General features: G+C 69.7%; 19 protein-coding genes. 17 read left to right on the top strand and 2 right to left on the bottom strand.

The window, feature by feature from the left end; genetic code table 11:
* The first annotated feature begins 64 nt into the window (after positions 1 to 64).
* From mqnC to OG965_RS23825, 4 genes are all read left to right on the top strand, one after another.
* A complete protein-coding gene (mqnC, locus tag OG965_RS23810; protein WP_371654105.1) occupies positions 65 to 1,264 on the top strand; it encodes a cyclic dehypoxanthinyl futalosine synthase in 1,200 nt (399 codons plus the stop codon).
* Positions 1,265 to 1,274: 10 nt separating this feature from the next.
* A complete protein-coding gene (locus tag OG965_RS23815; protein ID WP_371654106.1) occupies positions 1,275 to 1,817 on the top strand; it encodes a hypothetical protein in 543 nt (180 codons plus the stop codon).
* A 249-nt stretch (positions 1,818 to 2,066) separates the two neighbouring features.
* Positions 2,067 to 2,762 carry a demethylmenaquinone methyltransferase gene (locus OG965_RS23820; RefSeq protein WP_371654107.1) on the top strand — a complete coding sequence of 232 codons (696 nt, stop codon included), beginning with the start codon at positions 2,067 to 2,069 and terminating at the stop codon, positions 2,760 to 2,762.
* Positions 2,763 to 2,783: 21 nt separating this feature from the next.
* Positions 2,784 to 3,695: a glutaminase gene (locus OG965_RS23825; protein ID WP_371654108.1), complete on the top strand. Its 912-nt coding sequence runs from the start codon at positions 2,784 to 2,786 to the stop codon at positions 3,693 to 3,695.
* Positions 3,696 to 3,984: 289 nt separating this feature from the next.
* Here the strand turns inward: OG965_RS23825 and OG965_RS23830 are convergent, their stop codons facing one another.
* Positions 3,985 to 4,548, bottom strand: a complete 564-nt coding sequence (locus OG965_RS23830; protein WP_371654109.1) for a GNAT family N-acetyltransferase — start codon at positions 4,546 to 4,548, stop codon at positions 3,985 to 3,987.
* A gap of 100 nt (positions 4,549 to 4,648) precedes the next feature.
* Between OG965_RS23830 and OG965_RS23835 the strand changes: the two genes are divergently transcribed.
* On the top strand, positions 4,649 to 5,935 hold the full coding sequence (locus OG965_RS23835) for a geranylgeranyl reductase family protein (protein WP_371654110.1): 1,287 nt from the start codon (positions 4,649 to 4,651) through the stop codon (positions 5,933 to 5,935).
* Positions 5,936 to 6,077: 142 nt separating this feature from the next.
* Here OG965_RS23835 and OG965_RS23840 read toward each other — a convergent pair whose 3' ends face one another.
* On the bottom strand, positions 6,078 to 6,896 hold the full coding sequence (locus OG965_RS23840) for a C40 family peptidase (RefSeq protein WP_371654111.1): 819 nt from the start codon (positions 6,894 to 6,896) through the stop codon (positions 6,078 to 6,080).
* 806 nt (positions 6,897 to 7,702) lie between these two features.
* On the opposite strand from OG965_RS23840, the gene OG965_RS23845 reads away from it, so the two are divergent.
* The 12 genes from OG965_RS23845 (at position 7,703) to nuoL (ending at position 20,511) form a co-directional block, all read left to right on the top strand.
* Positions 7,703 to 8,062: an NADH-quinone oxidoreductase subunit A gene (locus OG965_RS23845; protein WP_007383963.1), complete on the top strand. Its 360-nt coding sequence runs from the start codon at positions 7,703 to 7,705 to the stop codon at positions 8,060 to 8,062.
* A 17-nt stretch (positions 8,063 to 8,079) separates the two neighbouring features.
* On the top strand, positions 8,080 to 8,634 hold the full coding sequence (locus OG965_RS23850) for an NADH-quinone oxidoreductase subunit B family protein (RefSeq protein ID WP_067163033.1): 555 nt from the start codon (positions 8,080 to 8,082) through the stop codon (positions 8,632 to 8,634).
* Positions 8,631 to 9,356 (top strand): NADH-quinone oxidoreductase subunit C, encoded by a 726-nt coding sequence (locus OG965_RS23855; RefSeq protein WP_371654112.1) that lies wholly within the window; start codon positions 8,631 to 8,633, stop codon positions 9,354 to 9,356. Before OG965_RS23850 ends, OG965_RS23855 begins: the two co-directional genes overlap by 4 nt.
* Positions 9,356 to 10,690 carry an NADH-quinone oxidoreductase subunit D gene (locus OG965_RS23860; RefSeq protein WP_371654113.1) on the top strand — a complete coding sequence of 445 codons (1,335 nt, stop codon included), beginning with the start codon at positions 9,356 to 9,358 and terminating at the stop codon, positions 10,688 to 10,690. The genes OG965_RS23855 and OG965_RS23860 overlap by 1 nt, the downstream gene beginning before the upstream one ends.
* Before the next feature lie 26 nt (positions 10,691 to 10,716).
* Entirely contained in the window at positions 10,717 to 11,580 is an 864-nt protein-coding gene (nuoE, locus tag OG965_RS23865) for an NADH-quinone oxidoreductase subunit NuoE (protein WP_371657034.1), read from the top strand.
* Positions 11,580 to 12,950, top strand: a complete 1,371-nt coding sequence (gene nuoF / locus OG965_RS23870) for an NADH-quinone oxidoreductase subunit NuoF (protein ID WP_371654114.1) — start codon at positions 11,580 to 11,582, stop codon at positions 12,948 to 12,950. The genes nuoE and nuoF overlap by 1 nt, the downstream gene beginning before the upstream one ends.
* Positions 12,947 to 15,448, top strand: coding sequence for an NADH-quinone oxidoreductase subunit G (locus OG965_RS23875; protein WP_371654115.1), 2,502 nt, complete (start codon positions 12,947 to 12,949; stop codon positions 15,446 to 15,448). Before nuoF ends, OG965_RS23875 begins: the two co-directional genes overlap by 4 nt.
* Positions 15,449 to 15,509: 61 nt before the next feature.
* Positions 15,510 to 16,868, top strand: a complete 1,359-nt coding sequence (gene nuoH, locus OG965_RS23880) for an NADH-quinone oxidoreductase subunit NuoH (protein ID WP_371654116.1) — start codon at positions 15,510 to 15,512, stop codon at positions 16,866 to 16,868.
* The gene (gene nuoI / locus OG965_RS23885) at positions 16,861 to 17,505 is read left to right on the top strand and encodes an NADH-quinone oxidoreductase subunit NuoI (RefSeq protein ID WP_371654117.1); all 645 of its coding nucleotides are present in this window, start codon (positions 16,861 to 16,863) and stop codon (positions 17,503 to 17,505) included. The genes nuoH and nuoI overlap by 8 nt, the downstream gene beginning before the upstream one ends.
* Positions 17,505 to 18,317 carry an NADH-quinone oxidoreductase subunit J gene (locus OG965_RS23890; RefSeq protein ID WP_371657035.1) on the top strand — a complete coding sequence of 271 codons (813 nt, stop codon included), beginning with the start codon at positions 17,505 to 17,507 and terminating at the stop codon, positions 18,315 to 18,317. The genes nuoI and OG965_RS23890 overlap by 1 nt, the downstream gene beginning before the upstream one ends.
* Positions 18,314 to 18,613 carry an NADH-quinone oxidoreductase subunit NuoK gene (gene nuoK, locus OG965_RS23895; protein WP_067163047.1) on the top strand — a complete coding sequence of 100 codons (300 nt, stop codon included), beginning with the start codon at positions 18,314 to 18,316 and terminating at the stop codon, positions 18,611 to 18,613. The genes OG965_RS23890 and nuoK overlap by 4 nt, the downstream gene beginning before the upstream one ends.
* 14 nt (positions 18,614 to 18,627) lie before the next feature.
* Positions 18,628 to 20,511, top strand: a complete 1,884-nt coding sequence (nuoL, locus tag OG965_RS23900) for an NADH-quinone oxidoreductase subunit L (protein ID WP_371654118.1) — start codon at positions 18,628 to 18,630, stop codon at positions 20,509 to 20,511.
* The last annotated feature ends 1 nt before the right edge of the window (position 20,512 follow it).

Below are 20,512 nucleotides of genomic sequence, written 5' to 3' on the forward strand. Positions count from 1 at the left end.
CGGGCCACCCCGCTGGCGTAGGCTGGCTCGGTCCGTCCGCAACCCTGCCGAAAGGGACACCCCGGTGACTGAGAAGGCCGACCTTCAGTCCGTCCTCGACCGTGCCGCCGCGGGTGGACGCATCACCCCCGAAGAGGCGCTCGACCTCTACCGCTCGGCGCCGCTGCACGCGCTGGGCAGCGCCGCCGACGCGGCGCGCCGCCGCCGGTACGCCGGGACCGAGCACATCGCCACGTACATCATCGAGCGCAACATCAACTACACGAACGTGTGTGTCACGGCGTGCAAGTTCTGCGCCTTCTACGCGGCCCCCAAGGACACCAAGAAGGGCTGGACCCGCGACCTCGACGACATCCTGCGCCGCTGCGCGGAGACCGTCGAGCTGGGCGGCACCCAGATCATGTTCCAGGGCGGCCACCACCCCGACTACGGCGTCGAGTACTACGAGCACCACTTCTCGGCGATCAAGAAGGCGTTCCCGCAGCTGGTCATCCACTCCCTCGGCGCCTCCGAGGTCGAGCACATGGCCCGGATCTCCAAGGTGTCGGCAGAGGAGGCGATCCAGCGCATCCACGCCGCCGGTCTCGACTCCTTCGCGGGCGCCGGCGCCGAGCTGCTGCCCGAGCGGCCGCGCAAGGCGATCGCCCCGCTCAAGGAGTCCGGCGAGCGCTGGCTGGAGATCATGGAGGCGGCCCACAAGCTGGGCGTCGAGTCCACCTCCACCATGCTGATGGGCACCGGCGAGACCAACGCCGAGCGCATCGAGCACATCCGGATGATCCGCGACGTACAGGACCGGACGGGCGGCTTCCGCGCGTTCATCCCGTACACCTACCAGCCCGAGAACAACCATCTGAAGGGCCGGACGCAGGCGAGCGTCTTCGAGTACCTGCGGATGCTCGCGGTCGCGCGCCTGTTCCTCGACAACGTCGCGCACATCCAGGGCTCCTGGCTCACCGTCGGCAAGGAGGCGGGCCAGCTGTCGCTGCACTACGGCGCGGACGACCTCGGCTCGATCATGCTGGAGGAGAACGTCGTCTCCTCGGCGGGCGCCAAGCACCGCTCCAACCGCATGGAGATCATCGACCTGATCCGCAAGGCGGGCCGCGTCCCGGCGCAGCGCGCCACGACGTACGAGCACCTGCTCGTCCACGACGACCCGGCGAACGACCCGGTCGACGAGCGCGTCATGTCGCACATCTCGTCCACGGCGATCGAGGGCGGCACGGCCCATCCGGAGCTGAAGCTGCTCGCGTCCAACTAGGGCCTGTTCGTTGCTGACTCTGCACGCCCCCGCCGTGGGCGACGCGGTCGTGGTCGAGGGCTCGGTGGTGGCCGCGATCGGGCCGTACGAGGAGCTGGCGGCGGCGTACCCGGCCGCTCGGGTGCGGCGGTGGCCGGGGGTGCTGCTGCCCGGCCTGGTCAATCCGTACGGGCCCGAGCTCCTGGAGCGGGCCTATCACCCGGACCCGCGCGAGGCCGACGAACTCGGCACGGAGCCGATCCTGGACCCGGCCTTCGCGATGGACGACGCCCGCCGGGGCGGGAGCGCCCGGCGCGGGGTGCAGCGGATGCTGGCGCACGGGGTGGTGGCGGTGGCGGGCGAGCTTCGCTCGCGGTCTGTGGTGGAGGCGGTGCGGCGGTCGGGCGTGGCCGTGGTGCCGCGCGCGTCCCTTCCGTCCGGGACGCCGTCGCTGGCGGCGGGGGTGGTGTTGCCGCCGCTGCGGGTGGGTGACGCGGCGCGGTTCGCGGTGTTCGAGGGGGCGGTGTGTGTGGCGACGGTGCTGGACGGTCGGCTCGTGTATCGCGCGCGTTGATTCCCCCACCCCACCCCTTCCCGAAACTCTCCGAGGGCGCTCGCTCGTCTGCGGACCATGGGTGGCTGGTCGCGCAGTTCCCCGCGCCCCTGAGATGCGCCCCTTCGGGGCGCCCCTTGAGGGGCGCGGGGAACTGCGCGAGCAACCCAGCACGGTCCGCAGCCGAAGGGATCCCTCGGAGAGGGACACCGCGCGCAGCGCGAAGGGGGGCGGGCGCGCCCGGGGCGGAGCCACAGGCACAATGAAGGGGTGACCCGCGCAACTCTGGACAAGCAGCCGCACGAAGTCGCCACGATGTTCGACGACGTCGCCGCGAACTACGACCTCACCAATGACGTGCTCTCGCTCGGCCAGGCCCGGCTGTGGCGCAAGGAGGTCGCGAAGGCGGTCGACGCGCGCCCCGCCCAGAAGGTCCTGGACCTCGCCGCCGGCACGGCCACCTCGTCCCTCCCCTTCGCCGCCACCGGCGCGTACGTCGTCCCGTGCGACTTCTCCATCGGGATGCTGAAGGTGGGCAAGGGGCGCCACCCGCACCTGCCGTTCACGGCCGGCGACGCGACCGCGCTCCCGTTCAAGGACGACACCTTCGACGCCGTCACCATCTCCTTCGGGCTGCGCAACGTCCAGGACACCGACGCGGCCCTGCGCGAGCTCTTCCGAGTGACGCGCCCCGGCGGGCGCGTGGTCATCTGCGAGTTCTCGCAGCCGACCTGGAAGCCGTTCCGTACGGTCTACAGCGAGTACCTGATGCGGGCGCTGCCGCCGGTCGCCACGGCCGTGTCGTCCAATCCGGACGCGTACGTCTACCTCGCCGAGTCCATCCGCGCCTGGCCCGACCAGCCCGCGCTCGCCGCGCGGCTCCAGCAGGCCGGCTGGTCCAAGGTCGCCTGGCGCAACCTCACCGGCGGTGTGGTGGCGCTGCACCGCGGCTACAAGCCCCAGTAACCCGGCGAGCGGCACACCACCGTGGACTACCAGGCCGTCCTCCATCAGATCGCGGACGACGTCGCGCCCCTCGTGGGGCGCGGCACCCCCGCCGCCTACATTCCCGCCCTCGCCGACGTCGACCCGTCCCGCTTCGGGATGGCCGTGGCCGACCTCGACGGCAAGGTGTACGGGGTGGGGGACTGGCAGCGGCCGTTCTCCGCGCAGTCGATCACCAAGGTCTTCACGCTCGCCCTGGCGCTCGCGCGCGGCGGCGACAGCCTCTGGGAGCACGTCGGCCGCGAGCCGTCGGGCAACCCGTTCAACTCGCTCGTCCAGCTGGAGTACGAGAACGGGATCCCGCGCAATCCGTTCATCAACGCGGGCGCGCTGGTCGTCACCGACCGGCTCCAGACCCTCACGGGTGACGCCAGCAGCGAGCTGCTGGAGTTCCTGAAGGAGGAGACCGGCAACCCGGAGCTCGCCTTCGACGCGGTGGTGGCCGAGTCGGAGTCGGCGCACGGCGACCGGAACGCGGCCCTGGCCCACTTCATGGCCTCGTACGGCAACATCGCCAACGACGTACCCACGCTCCTCGACCACTACTTCTGGCAGTGCGCCATCGAGATGAGCTGCGCCGACCTGGCACTCGCGGCCCGCTTCCTGGCCCGCCACGGCCTGCGCGCCGACGGCTCGCGGCTGCTGTCGCGCAGCGAGGCGAAGCAGATCAACGCGGTGATGCTGACGTGCGGGACGTACGACGCGGCGGGCGACTTCGCGTACCGCGTCGGCCTCCCCGGCAAGAGCGGCGTCGGCGGCGGAATCGTCGCGGTCGTCCCCGGCCACTGCACGCTGTGCGTGTGGAGCCCGGGGCTGGACGCACGGGGCAACTCGGTGGCGGGGGTCGCGGCCCTGGACCGCTTCACGACCCTGACCGGCCTGTCGGTGTTCTGAGTCCCTTCGACTGCGACCCGTCGCTGGCTGGGCGCGCCGTTCCCCGCGCCCCTGGCGGGGTTGCCCCCGAGCTTGGCCGAAAGTCGCTCACCCGACGGGGTTTAGGGGCGCGAGGAACTGCGCGACCAGCCCAAAACGGCCCGCAGCCGAAAGAGGGTTTAGGGGCGCGGGGAACTGCGCGAGCAACCGACCACGGCTCGTAGACGAACTCCGGGCACAGAAGGGGCGCGGGGAACTGCGCGACCAGCCCACCACCGGCCCGCAGAGGACCTCCGGGCCAAGACGGCCGTCACAGCGACAGCCGGAAGCAATACCCCTTCCGCCCACCCACCGGCGTCACAAACGTCTCCCCCAACCGCATCCCCAGCCGCCGCGTCACGGCGACGGACCGCTCGTTCCGGGCGTCGACCATCGCCACCACACCCTCCACCCCCGCCGCCCGCACCCGCTCAAGAGTGGCCCGGGCCGCAGCCGTCGCGTACCCCTGGCCCCACGCGGACCGGGCCAGCCGCCACCCGATCTCCACCTCCCCCACCGGCCCCCACGCATGGGGCCACGGCTGCGCCCCGGTGAAGCCGAGCACCCGGTCGTCCTCCCCAAGGAGGGTCCAGAGGCAGAACCCCCGCTCCGCGTCGTGCTTGCGCTGCCGCGCCGTCAGCTCCTCGTACACCGACAGCTCCGCCGCCGCACCCCCGTGGAACTCCATGACCTCCGGGTCGTCGAACACCTCGTGCCACGCGTACGCGTCCTCCTCGGTCGGCACGCGCAGCCGTACGACGGGCAAGGACGGCAAGGACGGCAAGGTCGGCGGGGACGGCAGGGACGGCGGGGACTTCTCCTCGGACAAGCTCATGGCGGGGCAACCCTTCGCGATAACGATCAACAGCCACCCATAGACTGCACAAGTCCCGTGCTTTCCGGCACGCAAAATCGAGTCTTCGGGAGAACCCGCTGTGATCGAGCCCCTCTCCGAGCACACCGCGGACGTGATCGTCGTCGGGGCCGGCCCCGCCGGATCGACGACCGCGTACTACCTGGCCAAGGCCGGACTCGACGTACTGCTGCTGGAGAAGACCGCCTTCCCGCGCGAGAAGGTGTGCGGCGACGGGCTGACCCCGCGGGCCACCAAGCAGCTGGTCGCCATGGGCATCGACATCTCCGAAGAGGCCGGCTGGCTGCGGAACAAGGGCCTGCGCATCATCGGCGGCGGCGTCCGGCTCCAGCTGGACTGGCCGGAGCTCGCCAGCTACCCCGACTACGGACTCGTCCGCAAGCGCGACGACTTCGACGAGCAACTGGCCCGCCAGGCGCAGAAGGCCGGGGCGCGGCTGTACGAGCGGTGCAACGTCGGCAGCCCGATCATCGACGACCGCACCGGCCGCATCACCGGCGTCAACGCCAAGCTGGGGGAGGAGAAGCGGGAAGTCACCTTCCACGCGCCGCTCGTCGTCGCCGCCGACGGCAACTCCACCCGGCTCTCCCTCGCGATGGGCCTGCACCGCCGCGAGGACCGCCCGATGGGCGTGGCCGTACGGACGTACTTCGAGTCGCCCCGCCACGACGACGACTACCTGGAGTCCTGGCTTGAGCTGTGGGACCGGCGCGGGCCCGGCGAGGACCGGCTGCTGCCCGGCTACGGCTGGATCTTCGGCATGGGCGACGGCACCTCCAACGTCGGCCTCGGCGTGCTCAACACCTCCGACTCCTTCAAGGAGCTGGACTGGCGCGAGGTCCTCAAGGCCTGGTGCGCCTCGATGCCCGAGGACTGGGGCTACACCCCCGAGAACATGACCGGCCCGATCCGCGGCGCCGCGCTCCCCATGGCCTTCAACCGCCAGCCGCACTACACCAAGGGCCTGTTGCTGGTGGGTGACGCGGGCGGCCTGGTCAACCCGTTCAACGGCGAGGGCATCGCATACGCCATGGAATCGGGGCAGATCGTCGCGGACGTCATCGTCCAGGCGCACGCCCGCGCGACCCCGGCCCAGCGCGAGCTGGCCCTGCACAATTACCCGAAGATCCTCAAGGACACCTACGGCGGCTACTACACGCTGGGCCGCGCCTTCGTGAAGCTCATCGGCAACCCGAAGGTCATGAAGATCGCGACGCAGCGCGGTCTGACCCACCCGCTGTTGATGAAGTTCACGCTGAAGATGCTCGCGAACCTGACCGACCCCACGGGCGGCGACGCGATGGACCGCATCATCAACGGCCTCTCGAAGGTGGCTCCCAAGTCCTGAGAGGCCCTGAGAAGGCCTGAGAAGCCCTGAGCGCGTCTCGTGCGCCGCTCGTACCGGCTCGTATCGGCAGAAGGGCCGGTGCCCCCTCTTCGGGGAGCACCGGCCCTTCTGTGCGTCTGTGAGCGCCAGGACTGGAGCAGGACTAGAGAACGCGGACCGCGCCGCTCGGCTTGTCCCAGTCCATGCCGCGCTCGACCACACCGGTCGAGGAGTTCTGCGCGCCGACGAACTTGCCGCCGCCCACGTAGATCGCCACGTGGTACGCGGAGCCCGCGCCGCCCCAGTACAGGATGTCGCCCGCCTGGAGGTTGGAGAGGGAGACCTGGCGGCCCGCGGTCGACTGGTCCTGCGAGACGCGGGGGAGGTCGATGCCCACCTGGCGGTACGCGGCCTGCACGAGGCCCGAGCAGTCGTACGCGCTGGAGCCCGTGGCTCCCGACACGTACGCCTTGCCGACCTGCGCCAGCGCGAAGTTCACGATGGTGGCGGCCGAACCCGTCGCGGTGGAGGACGAGGTGGTGGAGCTGCTGCCACCGGTCGACGTGCTCAGGGTGGTGCGCGCGGAGGAGCGGGAGGCGCGCTCGGCGGCGGCCTCTTCCTTCGCCTTGGCCTCGGCCTCGGCCTTCTTCTCCGCCTCGGCCTTGGCGTCCGCGTCGGCCTTGGCCTTCTTGGCGACCTTGGCGGCGCTGGAGGCGGCCGCGTTCTGCTGGGCCTTCAGCTGGAGGTCGGTGGCGACCTGCTGGGTGGCCTCGGCGGAAGCGGCGGCGGTGCTCGCGAGCCCGGTCGTGAGCGTGGGCATCTCGATGGTCTCGGTCACCGGCTGGGCGGCCTGCGCCTGACCTGTGGCGCCTGCCACCGCGATGGTGCTGAGGACGCCACCGGCAACTCCGGCACGGAGCGCGAGCTTCGAGGCGCTGCGGCGGGGCTTCCGGTGGCTGGGTATGTGAGCGGTGTGGGACATGAGGACAACCGCTATCAGGGGTTCACGGTTCCCTTCAAGAAACGTGTGCTGCGCCACAGTTGCGGTCGGAACGGACGAATCCGCTTCCTCTGAGCCCTTATTGACGCCGTAACGGGCAATACGGGCATGCGTGATCAGGGCTGTGATCATGTGGTTTTTATAAATAGTCCGAATTGCCTGGCGCCTACCATCCGTTCACACCGTTGGCCAAGCCCGGTTTAATCGGTGACGGATTCGTGTGACGCAGGTCACTTCGTATCCGCCCGTCGGCCGTCCCGTGACCGGCTCGTGATCAACGAGGCGCGGGTGGGGTGGCGGGGGCGGTCGGCCCGGAGTCGGTTCTAGATCACTTCGAGCCGATCCGGGGCGGTCCCGGATCGATCCGGAGTTCGTGAACGCGTGCACAGGTCCACCCTCCGGCGAAGCCCTCACCCGCATGAGTGAGCCGCGATCCCTTACCACTCGAACGAGTCCATCGCCAATTTGCCTGTAGGGCCCATGTCTTGATAGTGCCGCACCCCTTGCGACCAGCGGTAACAGGAGTAGATGCTACGCCTTGTGATCACTCGGCCGCTTCGGGTGTGAAGATCACTGCTCATCCGACTTCATGATCCTTCGTCAGGTGGTGGAGATCACAAAGCCGTTGGCGTACCCCGTGTCGCAGATCACAGACCACCAGGCATAAGATGCGGGGCAGTCGGGCTTGTGAACTGCCTCACATGTGCGCGATCTTCGCGCGGCGAGGGGGTGGCAGCGATGCCCGTGTGCGGTCCAACGGTCAAGGACGACTGGAAGGAGCGAGGAGCGTGAATGCCTACGCGCCCATCCTCGTGCTCGGCGCCCTAGGGGCTGGGTTTGCGATCTTCTCCGTGGTCATGGCCACGCTTATCGGCCCAAAAAGGTATAACCGGGCGAAACTTGAGGCGTACGAGTGCGGTATCGAACCGACGCCCACGCCGGCCGGAGGCGGCCGCTTCCCCATCAAGTACTACCTGACGGCGATGCTCTTCATCGTCTTCGACATCGAGATCGTCTTCCTCTACCCCTGGGCCGTCACCTTCGACGCCCTGGGGGTTTTCGGGCTCGTGGAGATGCTGCTCTTCGTGCTCACCGTCTTCGTCGCCTACGCGTACGTGTGGCGGCGCGGCGGCCTGGAATGGGACTGAGGGGCTGAGGGGCACCTATGGGACTCGAAGAGAAACTGCCGAGCGGCTTTCTGCTGACCACCGTCGAACAGGCCGCGGGCTGGGTGCGCAAGGCGTCCGTCTTCCCCGCCACCTTCGGCCTGGCCTGCTGCGCCATCGAGATGATGACGACGGGCGCCGGCCGGTACGACCTGGCCCGCTTCGGCATGGAGGTCTTCCGCGGCTCACCGCGCCAGGCGGACCTGATGATCGTGGCGGGCCGGGTCAGCCAGAAGATGGCCCCGGTCCTGCGGCAGGTCTACGACCAGATGCCCAACCCCAAGTGGGTCATCTCCATGGGGGTTTGCGCATCATCGGGCGGAATGTTCAACAATTACGCGATTGTGCAGGGCGTTGACCACATTGTGCCGGTCGATATCTATTTGCCCGGTTGCCCGCCCCGGCCCGAGATGCTGATCGACGCGATCCTCAAGCTCCACCAGAAGATCCAGGGCTCCAAGCTCGGGGTGAACGCGGAGGAAGCCGCCCGCGAGGCGGAGGAGGCCGCCCTCAAGGCGCTGCCCACCATTGAGATGAAGGGGCTGCTGCGGTGAGCGACGACCGTACTCCCGAGGCGCCGGAGAACGGCGGCCTGCCCGCCCAGCGCGACGACACCGGCGACGTCATCGGCGTCCGCAAGGGCATGTTCGGCGCGGCCAACGGCGGCGACACCAGCGGCTACGGCGGCCTGGTGCGCACCGTGACCCTGCCGGGCGCCTCCTCCCGCCCCTACGGCGGCTGGTTCGACGAGGTGGCCGACGAACTCGAAGGCGCCCTGGAGGAGCAGGACCTGCTCCCCGAGAACGCCATCGAGAAGACGGTCGTCGACCGCGACGAGCTCACCTTCCACATCGCGCGCGAGCACCTCGTACGCGTGGCACGCACCCTGCGCGACGACCCGGCCCTGCGCTTCGAGCTCTGCACGGGTGTCAGCGGCGTCCACTTCCTGGGCGACAAGGGCCGCGAGCTGCACGCCGTCTACCACCTGCGCTCGCTCACCCACGGCCGGCTGATCCGCCTCGAAGTCACCGCCCCGGACAGCGATCCGCACATCCCGTCGCTGGTCGGCGTCTATCCGACCAACGACTGGCACGAGCGCGAGACCTACGACTTCTTCGGCCTGGTCTTCGACGGCCACCCCGCCCTCACCCGGATCATGATGCCGGACGACTGGCAGGGCTTCCCGCAGCGCAAGGACTACCCCCTCGGCGGTATCCCCGTCGAGTACAAGGGCGCCCAGATCCCGGCTCCGGACCAGCGGAGGTCGTACAGCTGATGAACACCGACAGCGCAACTTCGCGTGCTTCCGCCAGGGAGACGACGGAGGGGACCGTATATACGGTCACCGGCGGCGACTGGGACGAGATCGCCCGCACTGCCGCCCGCGCCGACGACGAGCGCATCGTCGTCAACATGGGCCCCCAGCACCCCTCCACGCACGGCGTGCTCCGCCTCATCCTGGAGATCGACGGCGAGACGGTCACCGAGGCCCGCTGCGGCATCGGCTATCTGCACACCGGCATCGAGAAGAACCTCGAATTCCGCAACTGGACGCAGGGCACCACCTTCGTCACGCGCATGGACTATCTGACGCCGTTCTTCAACGAGACGGCGTACTGCCTGGGCGTGGAGAAGCTGCTCGGCATCACCGACCAGATCCCCGACCGCGCCTCGGTCATCCGGGTGCTCCTGATGGAGCTGAACCGGATCTCCTCGCACCTGGTCTGCATCGCCACCGGCGGTATGGAGCTGGGCGCGACCACGATCATGATCTACGGCTTCCGCGACCGCGAACTCATCCTCGACGTCTTCGAGCTCATCACCGGTCTGCGGATGAACCACGCGTTCGTCCGCCCCGGCGGGCTCGCCCAGGACCTTCCCCCGGGCGCGGTGGACCAGCTCCGCGAGTTCGTGAAGACGATGAAGAAGAACCTGCCGGAGTACGACAAGCTCGCCACCGGCAACCCGATCTTCAAGGCCCGTATGCAGGACGTCGGGTACCTCGACCTGACCGGCTGCATGGCGCTCGGCGCGACAGGACCGATCCTGCGCTCCGCGGGCCTGCCGCACGACCTGCGCAAGACCGACCCGTACTGCGGCTACGAGACCTATGACTTCGAGGTCCCCACCGCCGACAGCTGCGACGCCTACGGCCGCTTCCTGGTGCGCCTGGAGGAGATGCGCCAGTCGCTGCGGATCGTCGAGCAGTGCCTGGACCGCCTGGAGCCCGGCCCGGTCATGGTCGCCGACAAGAAGATCGCCTGGCCCGCCCAGCTCGCGCTCGGCCCGGACGGACTCGGCAACTCCCTCGACCACATCAAGAAGATCATGGGCACCTCCATGGAGTCCCTGATCCACCACTTCAAGCTGGTGACCGAGGGCTTCCGGGTCCCCGTCGGACAGACGTACGCGGCTGTCGAGTCGCCCAAGGGCGAGCTCGGGGTGCACGTCGTGAGCGACGGCGGCACCCGCCCCTACCGGGTCCACTTCCGCGACCCGTCCTTCACCAATCTCCAGGCCATGGCGGCGATGTGCGAGGGCGGCCAGGTCGCCGACGTCATCGTCGCCGTCGCGTCCATCGACCCCGTGATGGGAGGCGTCGACCGGTGACCGAGACCACGCCGACGAGCCTGGGCATGCCCCAGCTGCCCGCGCCCGATTTCCCGGCCGACGTCCGCGCCCGGCTCGAAGCGGACGCCAAGGAGGTCATCGCCCGCTACCCGGACAGCCGCTCCGCGCTGCTGCCCCTGCTGCACCTCGTGCAGTCGGAGGAGGGCCATGTCTCCCGCACCGGGATGCGCTTCTGCGCCGAGATGCTGGACCTCACGACCGCCGAGGTGACCGCCGTCGCCACCTTCTACACGATGTACCGGCGCAAGCCCTCCGGCGACTACCAGGTGGGCGTCTGCACCAACACCCTGTGCGCGGTGATGGGCGGGGACGCCATCTTCGACGAGCTCAAGCGCCACCTCGGCGTCGGCAACGACGAGACCACCACCGACGGCAAGGTGACTCTCGAACACATCGAGTGCAACGCCGCCTGCGACTTCGCGCCCGTGGTGATGGTCAACTGGGAGTTCTTCGACAACCAGACTCCAGAGTCGGCCAAGCGCCTGGTCGACGACCTGCGCGCGGGCAGGCCGGTGGAGCCCACCCGAGGGGCTCCGATCTGCACCTACAAGGAGACCGCCCGGATCCTGGCCGGCTTCCCCGACGAGCGCCCCGGCGCCGTCGCGGCGAGCGGCGGCGCGGGCCCGGCCTCCCTGGTCGGTCTGCGCCTGGCGAAGGGCGAGACCCCGCACCCGCGCGTGGTCCACCCGCGCGGCGAGGGCCCCCGCGACGAACCGCAGCCCGGCTCCGAGCACCTGAGCTCGCATGCCCACCCGTCACCCGACCACCGCCCCTCAACGAGTCCCTCCGGGACGCCGAATACCTCGCAGCAGACCTCTGCGTCCGACCCCGCGCACCCGGCGGGCCCGGTCGACGAGGAGGGGGAGTGATGACCTTGGCAGCCGAACTGAGTGGGAACGGGAACGGAAGCAGCCCCGAAAAGCTGCTGGCACCCGTTCTGTCGGCCTTCTGGGACCAGCCCGAATCCTGGACCCTGGAGACCTACCGTCGGCACGACGGCTATGAGGGGCTGCGCAAGGCCCTGGCCATGTCGCCGGACGACCTCATCGCGTACGTGAAGGACTCCGGGCTGCGCGGCCGGGGCGGCGCGGGCTTCCCCACGGGCATGAAGTGGCAGTTCATCCCGCAGGGCGATGGCAAACCGCACTATCTAGTTGTCAACGCCGACGAGTCGGAGCCCGGGACCTGCAAGGACATCCCGCTCCTCTTCGCCAACCCGCATAGCCTCATCGAGGGCATTGTGATCGCCTGTTACGCGATCAGGTCGTCGCACGCGTTCATCTATCTGCGCGGGGAAGTCGTCCCCGTACTACGGAGGCTGCACGAGGCCGTGCGGGAGGCCTACGCGGCCGGCTACCTCGGCAAGGACGTCCTGGGCAGCGGTCTCGACCTCGAACTCACCGTGCACGCGGGCGCGGGCGCGTACATCTGCGGTGAGGAGACCGCCCTGCTGGACTCCTTGGAAGGCCGTCGCGGTCAGCCCCGGCTGCGTCCCCCCTTTCCTGCGGTCGCCGGTCTCTACGCGTGCCCCACTGTTGTCAATAACGTCGAGTCCATCGCCAGCGTTCCCGCGATCCTCACTCGCGGAAAAGACTGGTTCAAATCGATGGGGAGCGAGAAGTCGCCCGGCTTCACGCTGTATTCGCTCAGCGGGCACGTCGCCAACCCGGGCCAGTTCGAGGCCCCGCTCGGCATCACGCTGCGCCAGCTGCTCGACATGAGCGGCGGGATGCGCCCGGGCCACCGGCTCAAGTTCTGGACCCCGGGCGGCTCCTCGACCCCGATGTTCACCGACGAGCACCTCGACGTCCCGCTGGACTACGAGGGCGTCGGCGCGGCCGGCTCGATGCTGGGCACCAAGGCGCTCCAGTGCTTCGACGAGACCACCTGTGTCGTACGGGCGGTCACCCGTTGGACCGAGTTCTACGCCCATGAGTCCTGCGGCAAGTGCACACCCTGCCGCGAAGGCACGTACTGGCTCGTCCAGTTGCTCCGCGACATCGAGGCGGGCAAGGGCGCCATGGGCGACCTCGACAAGCTCAACGACATCGCCGACAACATCAACGGCAAGTCGTTCTGCGCGCTCGGCGACGGCGCCGCCGCGCCCATCTTCTCCTCGCTCAAGTACTTCCGCGCGGAGTACGAGCAGCACATCACGGGCCGGGGCTGCCCCTTCGACCCGGCCAAGTCGACCCTGTGGGCCGACACCCCGCACCGCACCACGGAGGTGAACGCATGACGGTGACGACTGGCGCTCCCTCCGGCGGCTCAGAGGCGGCGGTGCCGCCGCAGGACCTGGTCTCGCTGACCATCGACGGCATCGAGATCAGCGTCCCCAAGGGCACGCTGGTGATCCGGGCCGCCGAGAAGCTCGGCATCGAGATCCCCCGGTTCTGCGACCACCCGCTGCTCGACCCGGTCGGCGCCTGCCGCCAGTGCATCGTGGAGGTGGAGGGCCAGCGCAAGCCGATGGCGTCCTGCACCATCACCTGCACCGACGGCATGGTGGTCAAGTCGCAGCTGACGTCGCCGGTGGCCGAGAAGTCCCAGCGCGGGGTGATGGAGCTGCTGCTCATCAACCACCCGCTGGACTGCCCGGTCTGCGACAAGGGCGGCGAGTGCCCGCTGCAGAACCAGGCCATGCAGGTCGGCGACCCCGACACCCGCTTCGAGGGCAGGAAGCGCACGTACGAGAAGCCGGTGGCGATCTCGACGCAGGTGCTGCTCGACCGCGAGCGGTGCGTGCTGTGTGCGCGGTGCACCCGATTCTCCGAGCAGGTCGCGGGCGACCCGATGATCGAGCTCCTGGAGCGCGGCGCGCTGCAGCAGGTCGGCACCGGAGAGGGCGACCCGTTCGAGTCGTACTTCTCCGGCAACACCATCCAGATCTGCCCGGTCGGCGCGCTGACCTCGGCGGCGTACCGCTTCCGCTCCCGCCCCTTCGACCTGGTCTCCTCGCCGTCGGTGTGCGAGCACTGTGCGGGCGGCTGCGCCACCCGCACCGACCACCGGCGCGGCAAGGTCATGCGCCGCCTGGCGGCCAACGACCCCGAGGTCAACGAGGAATGGCTGTGCGACAAGGGCCGGTTCGGCTTCCGGTACGCACAGAAGCGGGACCGCCTGACCACCCCGCTGGTGCGCAACGCGGCCGGTGAGCTGGAGCCGGCCTCCTGGCCCGAGGCGCTGGAGGCGGCCGCGGCCGGGCTCACGGCGGCCAGGGGCCGGGCCGGGGTGCTCACCGGCGGACGGCTGACCGTCGAGGACGCCTACGCGTACGCCAAGTTCGCCCGGATCGCCCTCGACACCAACGACGTCGACTTCCGCGCGCGCGTGCACTCCGCCGAGGAGGCCGACTTCCTGGCGGCGAAGGTCGCCGGGCGCGGCCACCTCACCGGCGAGGGCGTCACGTACGCCTCGCTGGAGAAGGCGCCCGCGGTGCTGCTCGTCGGGTTCGAGGCGGAGGAGGAGGCGCCCGGCGTCTTCCTGCGGCTGCGCAAGGCCTGGCGCAAGCACGGCCAGCGCACCTTCTCGCTCGCCACGCACCTCACCCGGGGCCTGGCGAAGGCGGGCGGCACGCTGCTGGCCGCCGCGCCCGGCACCGAGACCGAGTGGCTCGACGCCCTGGCGGGCGGGTCCGGTCTGGACGGCGACGGCTCGGCCGCCGCCGGGGCGCTGCGGGCCACCGGTTCCGTCATCGTCGTCGGCGAGCGGCTCGCGGCCGTGCCGGGCGCGCTGACCGCGGCCGTACGGGCCGCCGCCGCGACCGGCGCCGAACTGGTGTGGATCCCGCGCCGGGCCGGCGAGCGGGGTGCGATCGAGGCGGGCGCCCTGGCGGCGCTGCTGCCCGGCGGACGCCCGGCCACCGATCCACGCGCGCGTGAAGAGGTCGCCGCCGCCTGGGGCGTACGCGAACTGCCGCACCGGTTCGGTCGGGACACCGGCCAGATCATGGAGGCCGCGGCCACCGGCGAACTGGGCGCGCTGCTCGTCGCGGGCGTCGACCCGGCCGACCTGCCGGACCCGGCACGCGCGCGTGAAGCACTCACCGGGGCCTTCGTGGTCTCCCTTGAGCTGCGGCCCAGCGAGGTCACCGAGCGGGCGGACGTGGTCTTCCCGGTCGCGGCCGTCGCCGAGAAGTCCGGCTTCTTCCTCAACTGGGAGGGCCGCGCGCGGATGTTCGAGGCCGCGCTGAAGCCCGAGCAGATGACCCGGCGCCTGGCACCCGCCGACGCGCGCGTGCTGCACATGCTGGCGGACGCCATGGACGTGCACCTCGCGCTCCCCGACAACCGCGCCGCGCGCGCGGAGCTGCGGGGCCTGGGCCACTGGGGCGGTCCTCGCGCCACCGAGCCGCTGGAGACGGCGCACGTGCTGCCCCGGCCCGCCGACGGCGAGGCGGTCCTCGCGGGCCACCGGCTGCTGCTCGACCTGGGCACCCTCCAGGAGGGCGACGAGGCGCTGGCCGGGACCCGGCACGCGGCCCCCGCCCGCCTCTCGGCGGCCACCGCGGCCGAGACCGGCGTCAAGGACGGCGATCTGCTGGAAGTGAGCGGCCCCGCGGGCGCGGTCCGGCTGCCGCTGAAGGTCACCGAGATGCCCGACCGGGTGGTGTGGCTGCCGCTCAACTCGACCGGCGCCGGCGTGTACGCGGACACGGGCGCGGTCCCGGGCCAGGTCGTCCGTATCGGCCCGGCGGCACAGAACGCCGCCACCGCCGCACCGGAGGTGCAGCCGTGACCGACTTCCCCGTCCGCCCCGCGGCACCGGGCGCCGCCGTCCACGTACCGGAGGTGCGAGCGTGACCCCGACCTTCCTCGCGGCCGAGGACCTCTCCCTGTTCGGCCGCGACCCCTGGTGGCTCATCGCCCTCAAGGCCGTGTTCTGCTTCGCGTTCCTGATGGTGACCGTGCTGTTCTCGATCGTCTGGGAACGCAAGGTCGTCGCCTGGATGCAGCTGCGCATCGGGCCCAACCGGCACGGCCCCTGGGGGATGCTCCAGTCCCTCGCCGACGGCATCAAGCTGATGCTGAAGGAAGACGTCATCGTCAAGCGGGCCGACAAGGTGGTCTACGTCCTGGCCCCGATCATCGCCGCGATCCCGGCCTTCATGGCGATCGCCGTGATCCCCTTCGGGCCGTCCGGCAACGAGGTGTCGATCTTCGGCCACCGCACCACGATGCAGCTCACCGACCTGCCGATCGCGATGCTCTACATCCTCGCGTGCGCCTCGGTCGGCATCTACGGGATCGTGCTCGCGGGCTGGTCCTCCGGGTCGACGTACCCGCTGCTCGGCGGGCTCCGCTCGTGCGCGCAGATGATCTCGTACGAGATCGCGATGGGCGCCGCGTTCGCCTCGGTCTTCCTCTACTCGGGGTCGATGTCGACCTCGGAGATCGTCGCCCAGCAGCACGACCGCTGGTACATCGTGCTGCTGCCGGTCTCCTTCATCATCTACGTCGTCACCATGGTGGGCGAGACCAACCGCGCCCCCTTCGACATGCCCGAGTCCGAGGGCGACCTCGTCGGCGGCTTCAACACCGAGTACTCGTCGATCAAGTTCGCGCTGTTCATGCTGGCCGAGTACGTCAACATGGTCACCGTCTCGGCGGTGTCGACCACCCTCTTCCTGGGCGGCTGGCGGGCCCCGTGGCCCGTGTCCACCTTCTGGGAGGGCGCCAACCACGGCTGGTGGCCGATGCTCTGGTTCGTCATCAAGGTCCAGCTGCTGCTCTTCTTCTTCATCTGGCTGCGCGGCACGCTGCCCCGCGTCCGCTACGACCAGCTGATGAAGCTCGGCTGGAAGGTCCTCATCCCGGTCTCGGTCGTCTGGCTGATGCTGGTGGCGACCGTGCGCGCGCTGCGCAACGACGGACACGACTTCTCCAAGATCGTGCTGTACGTCGGGGGCGCGGTCGTCGCGGTCCTGCTGCTCTCGCTGGTCGCGGACGTCTTCCGGGGCCGCCAGGAGGAGTCGGCGGCCGAGGACGGGCCACCCGCGTTCGACCCGATGGCGGGCGGATTCCCGGTGCCACCGCTGCCCGGACAGACCCTTCCGCCGGTGCCGCGCCGACGCCCGAGGCACGAGCGGGAGTTGGTTGTCAGTGGTGGGTCCGATACTGAGAGTGACCGTGACGGAAGGGAGGACGAGGGTGTCTAAGTCATCGGAACCGGCGGAGACTTCGGGGGATCCCGGGGCTTCGTCCGAGGCCAAGTTCCTGAACCCGGTGGCCGGCTTCGGCGTGACCTTCAAGGCCATGTTCAAGAAGCGGCTGACCGAGCAGTATCCGGAGCAGCCAAAGACCACGGCCCCCCGCTTCCACGGGCGCCACCAGCTCAACCGGCACCCGGACGGCCTGGAGAAGTGCGTCGGCTGCGAGCTGTGCGCCTGGGCCTGCCCGGCCGACGCGATCTACGTGGAGGGCGCGGACAACAAGCCCGAGGAGCGCTACTCGCCGGGCGAGCGGTACGGAATCGTCTACCAGATCAACTACGCCCGCTGCATCCTGTGCGGGCTGTGCATCGAGGCGTGCCCCACGCGCGCGCTGACGATGACCAACGAGTTCGAACTGGCCGACAGCAGCCGCGCGAACCTCATCTACACCAAGGAGCAGCTGCTCGCCGGGCTCGAAGAGGGCATGGTCGACTCGCCGCACGCCATCTACCCGGGCATGACCGAGGGCGACTACTACCGGGGCCTGGTCACCGAGGCCGCGCCCGGCACGGTCCGCCAAGTGGCCGTCTCCAAGGGCGAGCAGCCCGCCGACGGGGAACAGCCCGAGGAGGTGGACGCATGATGCAGCTCGCCGTCTCCGCCACGACGACCTCCACCGGGGAGGCGTTCCAGTTCTGGGTCCTCGCCACCGTCGCCGTCATCGGCGCGCTGTGCACCGTACTGATGAAGAAGTCCGTGCACAGTGCGCTGAGCCTGGCCGGGACCATGATCATCCTGGCGGTCTTCTACCTCGCCAACGGGGCGTACTTCCTGGGCATCGTCCAGGTCGTCGTCTACACCGGCGCGATCATGATGCTCTTCCTCTTCGTGGTGATGCTGGTCGGTGTCACCGCCGCCGACTCGCTGAAGGAGACCATCAAGGGCCAGCGCATCTGGGCCGCGGTCTGCGGGATCGGCTTCGGGGTGCTCCTCATCGCGGGCATCGCCAACGCCTCCCTGAAGCACTTCGACGGACTGAAGCAGGCCAACGCGGGGGGGAACGTGGAGGGCCTGGCCGCCCTCATCTTCACCAAGTACGTGTTCGCCTTCGAGATCACCGGCGCCCTGCTGATCACCTCGGCGGTCGGCGCGATGGTGCTCACGCACCGCGAGCGCACCGAGCGCGCCAAGACCCAGCGCGAGCTCTCCGAGCAGCGCGTCCGCGACGGCAAGCACCTGCCGCCCCTGCCGGCCCCGGGTGTCTACGCCCGGCACAACGCGGTGGACATCGCGGGCCTGCTGCCCGACGGCACGCCGTCCGAGCTCACCGTCAACCAGACACTGCGCGGCCGGGGCCAGATCCGCGACGTGTCCAGCGAGGCGCTGTCCGACCTGAAGGCGCTGGAGCAGCGCTCCGCCGAGCGGCTCGGCCGTGAAGAGGAGGCCGCGAAGTGAACCCCGTCAACTACCTGTACCTGTCCGCCCTGTTGTTCACCATCGGCGCGGCCGGCGTGCTCATCAGGCGGAACGCGATCGTGGTCTTCATGTGCGTCGAGCTGATGCTCAACGCCTGCAACCTCGCGTTCGTGGTCTTCTCCCGGATGCACGGCAACCTCGACGGCCAGATCATCGCCTTCTTCACGATGGTCGTCGCCGCGGCGGAAGTCGTCGTCGGGCTCGCGATCATCGTGTCGCTCTTCCGTTCCCGCCACTCGGCCTCGGTCGACGACGCCAGCCTGATGAAGCTGTAAGGGGTCGCTGAATCGTGGACAACCTGATTGCGCTGCTCATCGCGGCGCCTCTGCTAGGAGCGGCCGTCCTGCTGTGCGGCGGGCGGCGGCTCGACGCCGTCGGACACTGGCTGGGCACGCTGCTCGCCGCCGTGTCCTTCGGCCTCGGTGTGGCGCTCTTCGCCGACATGCTCGGCCGCTCGGCCGACAGCCGGGCGGTGCACAAGCACCTGTTCAGCTGGGTCCCGGTGGAGGGCTTCCAGGCCGACGTCGGCTTCCAGCTCGACCAGCTGTCGATGACCTTCGTCCTGCTGATCACCGGTGTGGGCACGCTGATCCACATCTACTCGATCGGCTACATGGAGCACGACGAGAACCGCCGCCGCTTCTTCGGCTATCTCAACCTGTTCCTGGCGGCGATGCTGCTCCTGGTCCTCGCCGACAACTACCTGCTCCTGTACGTCGGCTGGGAGGGCGTCGGTCTGGCGTCCTACCTGCTCATCGGCTTCTGGCAGCACAAGCCCAGCGCGGCTACGGCGGCCAAGAAGGCGTTCCTGGTCAACCGGGTCGGCGACATGGGCCTGTCCATCGCGATCATGGTCATGTTCACCACCTGGGGCTCCTTCGCGTTCTCGACGGTCTTCAACGAGGTGGGCGAGACCGGCGACGGCCGCAACACCACCATCGGCCTGATGCTGCTGCTCGCCGCCTGCGGCAAGTCCGCCCAGGTGCCGCTCCAGTCCTGGCTCGGTGACGCGATGGAGGGCCCGACCCCGGTCTCGGCCCTGATCCACGCGGCGACCATGGTGACCGCGGGCGTCTATCTGATCACCCGCTCCGGCGTCATCTTCAACGCGGTGCCGGACGTGCAGACGGTCGTGGTGATCGTCGGCGCGGTCACGCTGCTCTTCGGTGCGATCGTCGGTTGCGCGAAGGACGACATCAAGAAGGCCCTGGCGGGCTCGACCATGTCGCAGATCGGCTACATGATCCTCGCCACCGGCCTCGGCCCCATCGGCTACGCCTTCGCGATCATGCACCTGGTCACCCACGGCTTCTTCAAGGCCGGGCTCTTCCTCGGCGCGGGCTCCGTGATGCACGGGATGAACGACGAGGTCGACATGCGCAAGTACGGAGGCCTGCGCAAGTACATGCCGGTCACCTTCGTCACCTTCGGCCTCGGCTACCTCGCCATCATCGGCTTCCCGGGTCTGTCCGGCTTCTGGTCCAAGGACAAGATCATCGAGGCGGCGTTCGCCAAGGGCGGCACCGAGGGCTGGATCCTCGGCGCGGTCACCCTGCTCGGCGCGGCCATCACCGCGTACTACATGACGCGCGTGATGCTGATGACGTTCTTCGGCGAGAAGCGCTGGAACGAGGAGGAGACGCACCCGCACGAGTCGCCCGGCACCATGACGATCCCGATGATCGTCCTGGCCTTCGGCTCGGTCCTCGCGGGCGGCCTGTTCAGCGTCAACGAGTCGTTCGTGAAGTGGCTGGAGCCGGTCACGAGCTTCTCGCACGGCGACTCGCCGGTGAGCGCCGGAGTCGTCACCGCGGCCACCGTCGTGGTGCTGCTGATCGGCGTGGGCCTCGCCTGGGCGCAGTACGGCCGCAAGCCGGTCCCGGTCGTCGCCCCGCGCGGCTCGCTGCTCACCCGGGCCGCCCGCCGCGACCTGCTCCAGGACGACTTCAACCACGTGGTCCTGGTCCGCGGCGGCGAGCACCTCACCCGCTCGCTGGTGTACGTCGACCACACCCTGGTCGACGGAGTGGTCAACGGCACCGCGGCGGGGTTCGGCGGGCTCTCCGGCCGACTGCGCAAGCTGCAGAACGGCTTCGCCCGTTCGTACGCGGTCTCGATGTTCGGAGGTGCGGCGGTGCTCATCGCCGCCACCCTGCTGATGAGGGCGGTGTAAG

Source organism: Streptomyces sp. NBC_00224 (genome assembly GCF_041435195.1).
GTDB lineage: Bacteria > Actinomycetota > Actinomycetes > Streptomycetales > Streptomycetaceae > Streptomyces.

Bases quoted from the DNA above. Each gene is read 5' to 3' on its own strand.
- OG965_RS23830 (WP_371654109.1), bottom strand. From the start codon at position 4,548: ATGAGCTTGTCCGAGGAGAAGTCCCCGCCGTCCCTGCCGTCCCCGCCG.
- OG965_RS23850 (WP_067163033.1), top strand. From the start codon at position 8,080: ATGGGACTCGAAGAGAAACTGCCGAGCGGCTTTCTGCTGACCACCGTC.
- OG965_RS23860 (WP_371654113.1), top strand. From the start codon at position 9,356: ATGAACACCGACAGCGCAACTTCGCGTGCTTCCGCCAGGGAGACGACG.
- OG965_RS23875 (WP_371654115.1), top strand. From the start codon at position 12,947: ATGACGGTGACGACTGGCGCTCCCTCCGGCGGCTCAGAGGCGGCGGTG.
- OG965_RS23840 (WP_371654111.1), bottom strand. From the start codon at position 6,896: ATGTCCCACACCGCTCACATACCCAGCCACCGGAAGCCCCGCCGCAGC.
- nuoF (WP_371654114.1), top strand. From the start codon at position 11,580: ATGACCTTGGCAGCCGAACTGAGTGGGAACGGGAACGGAAGCAGCCCC.
- nuoE (WP_371657034.1), top strand. From the start codon at position 10,717: ATGCCCCAGCTGCCCGCGCCCGATTTCCCGGCCGACGTCCGCGCCCGG.
- OG965_RS23890 (WP_371657035.1), top strand. From the start codon at position 17,505: ATGCAGCTCGCCGTCTCCGCCACGACGACCTCCACCGGGGAGGCGTTC.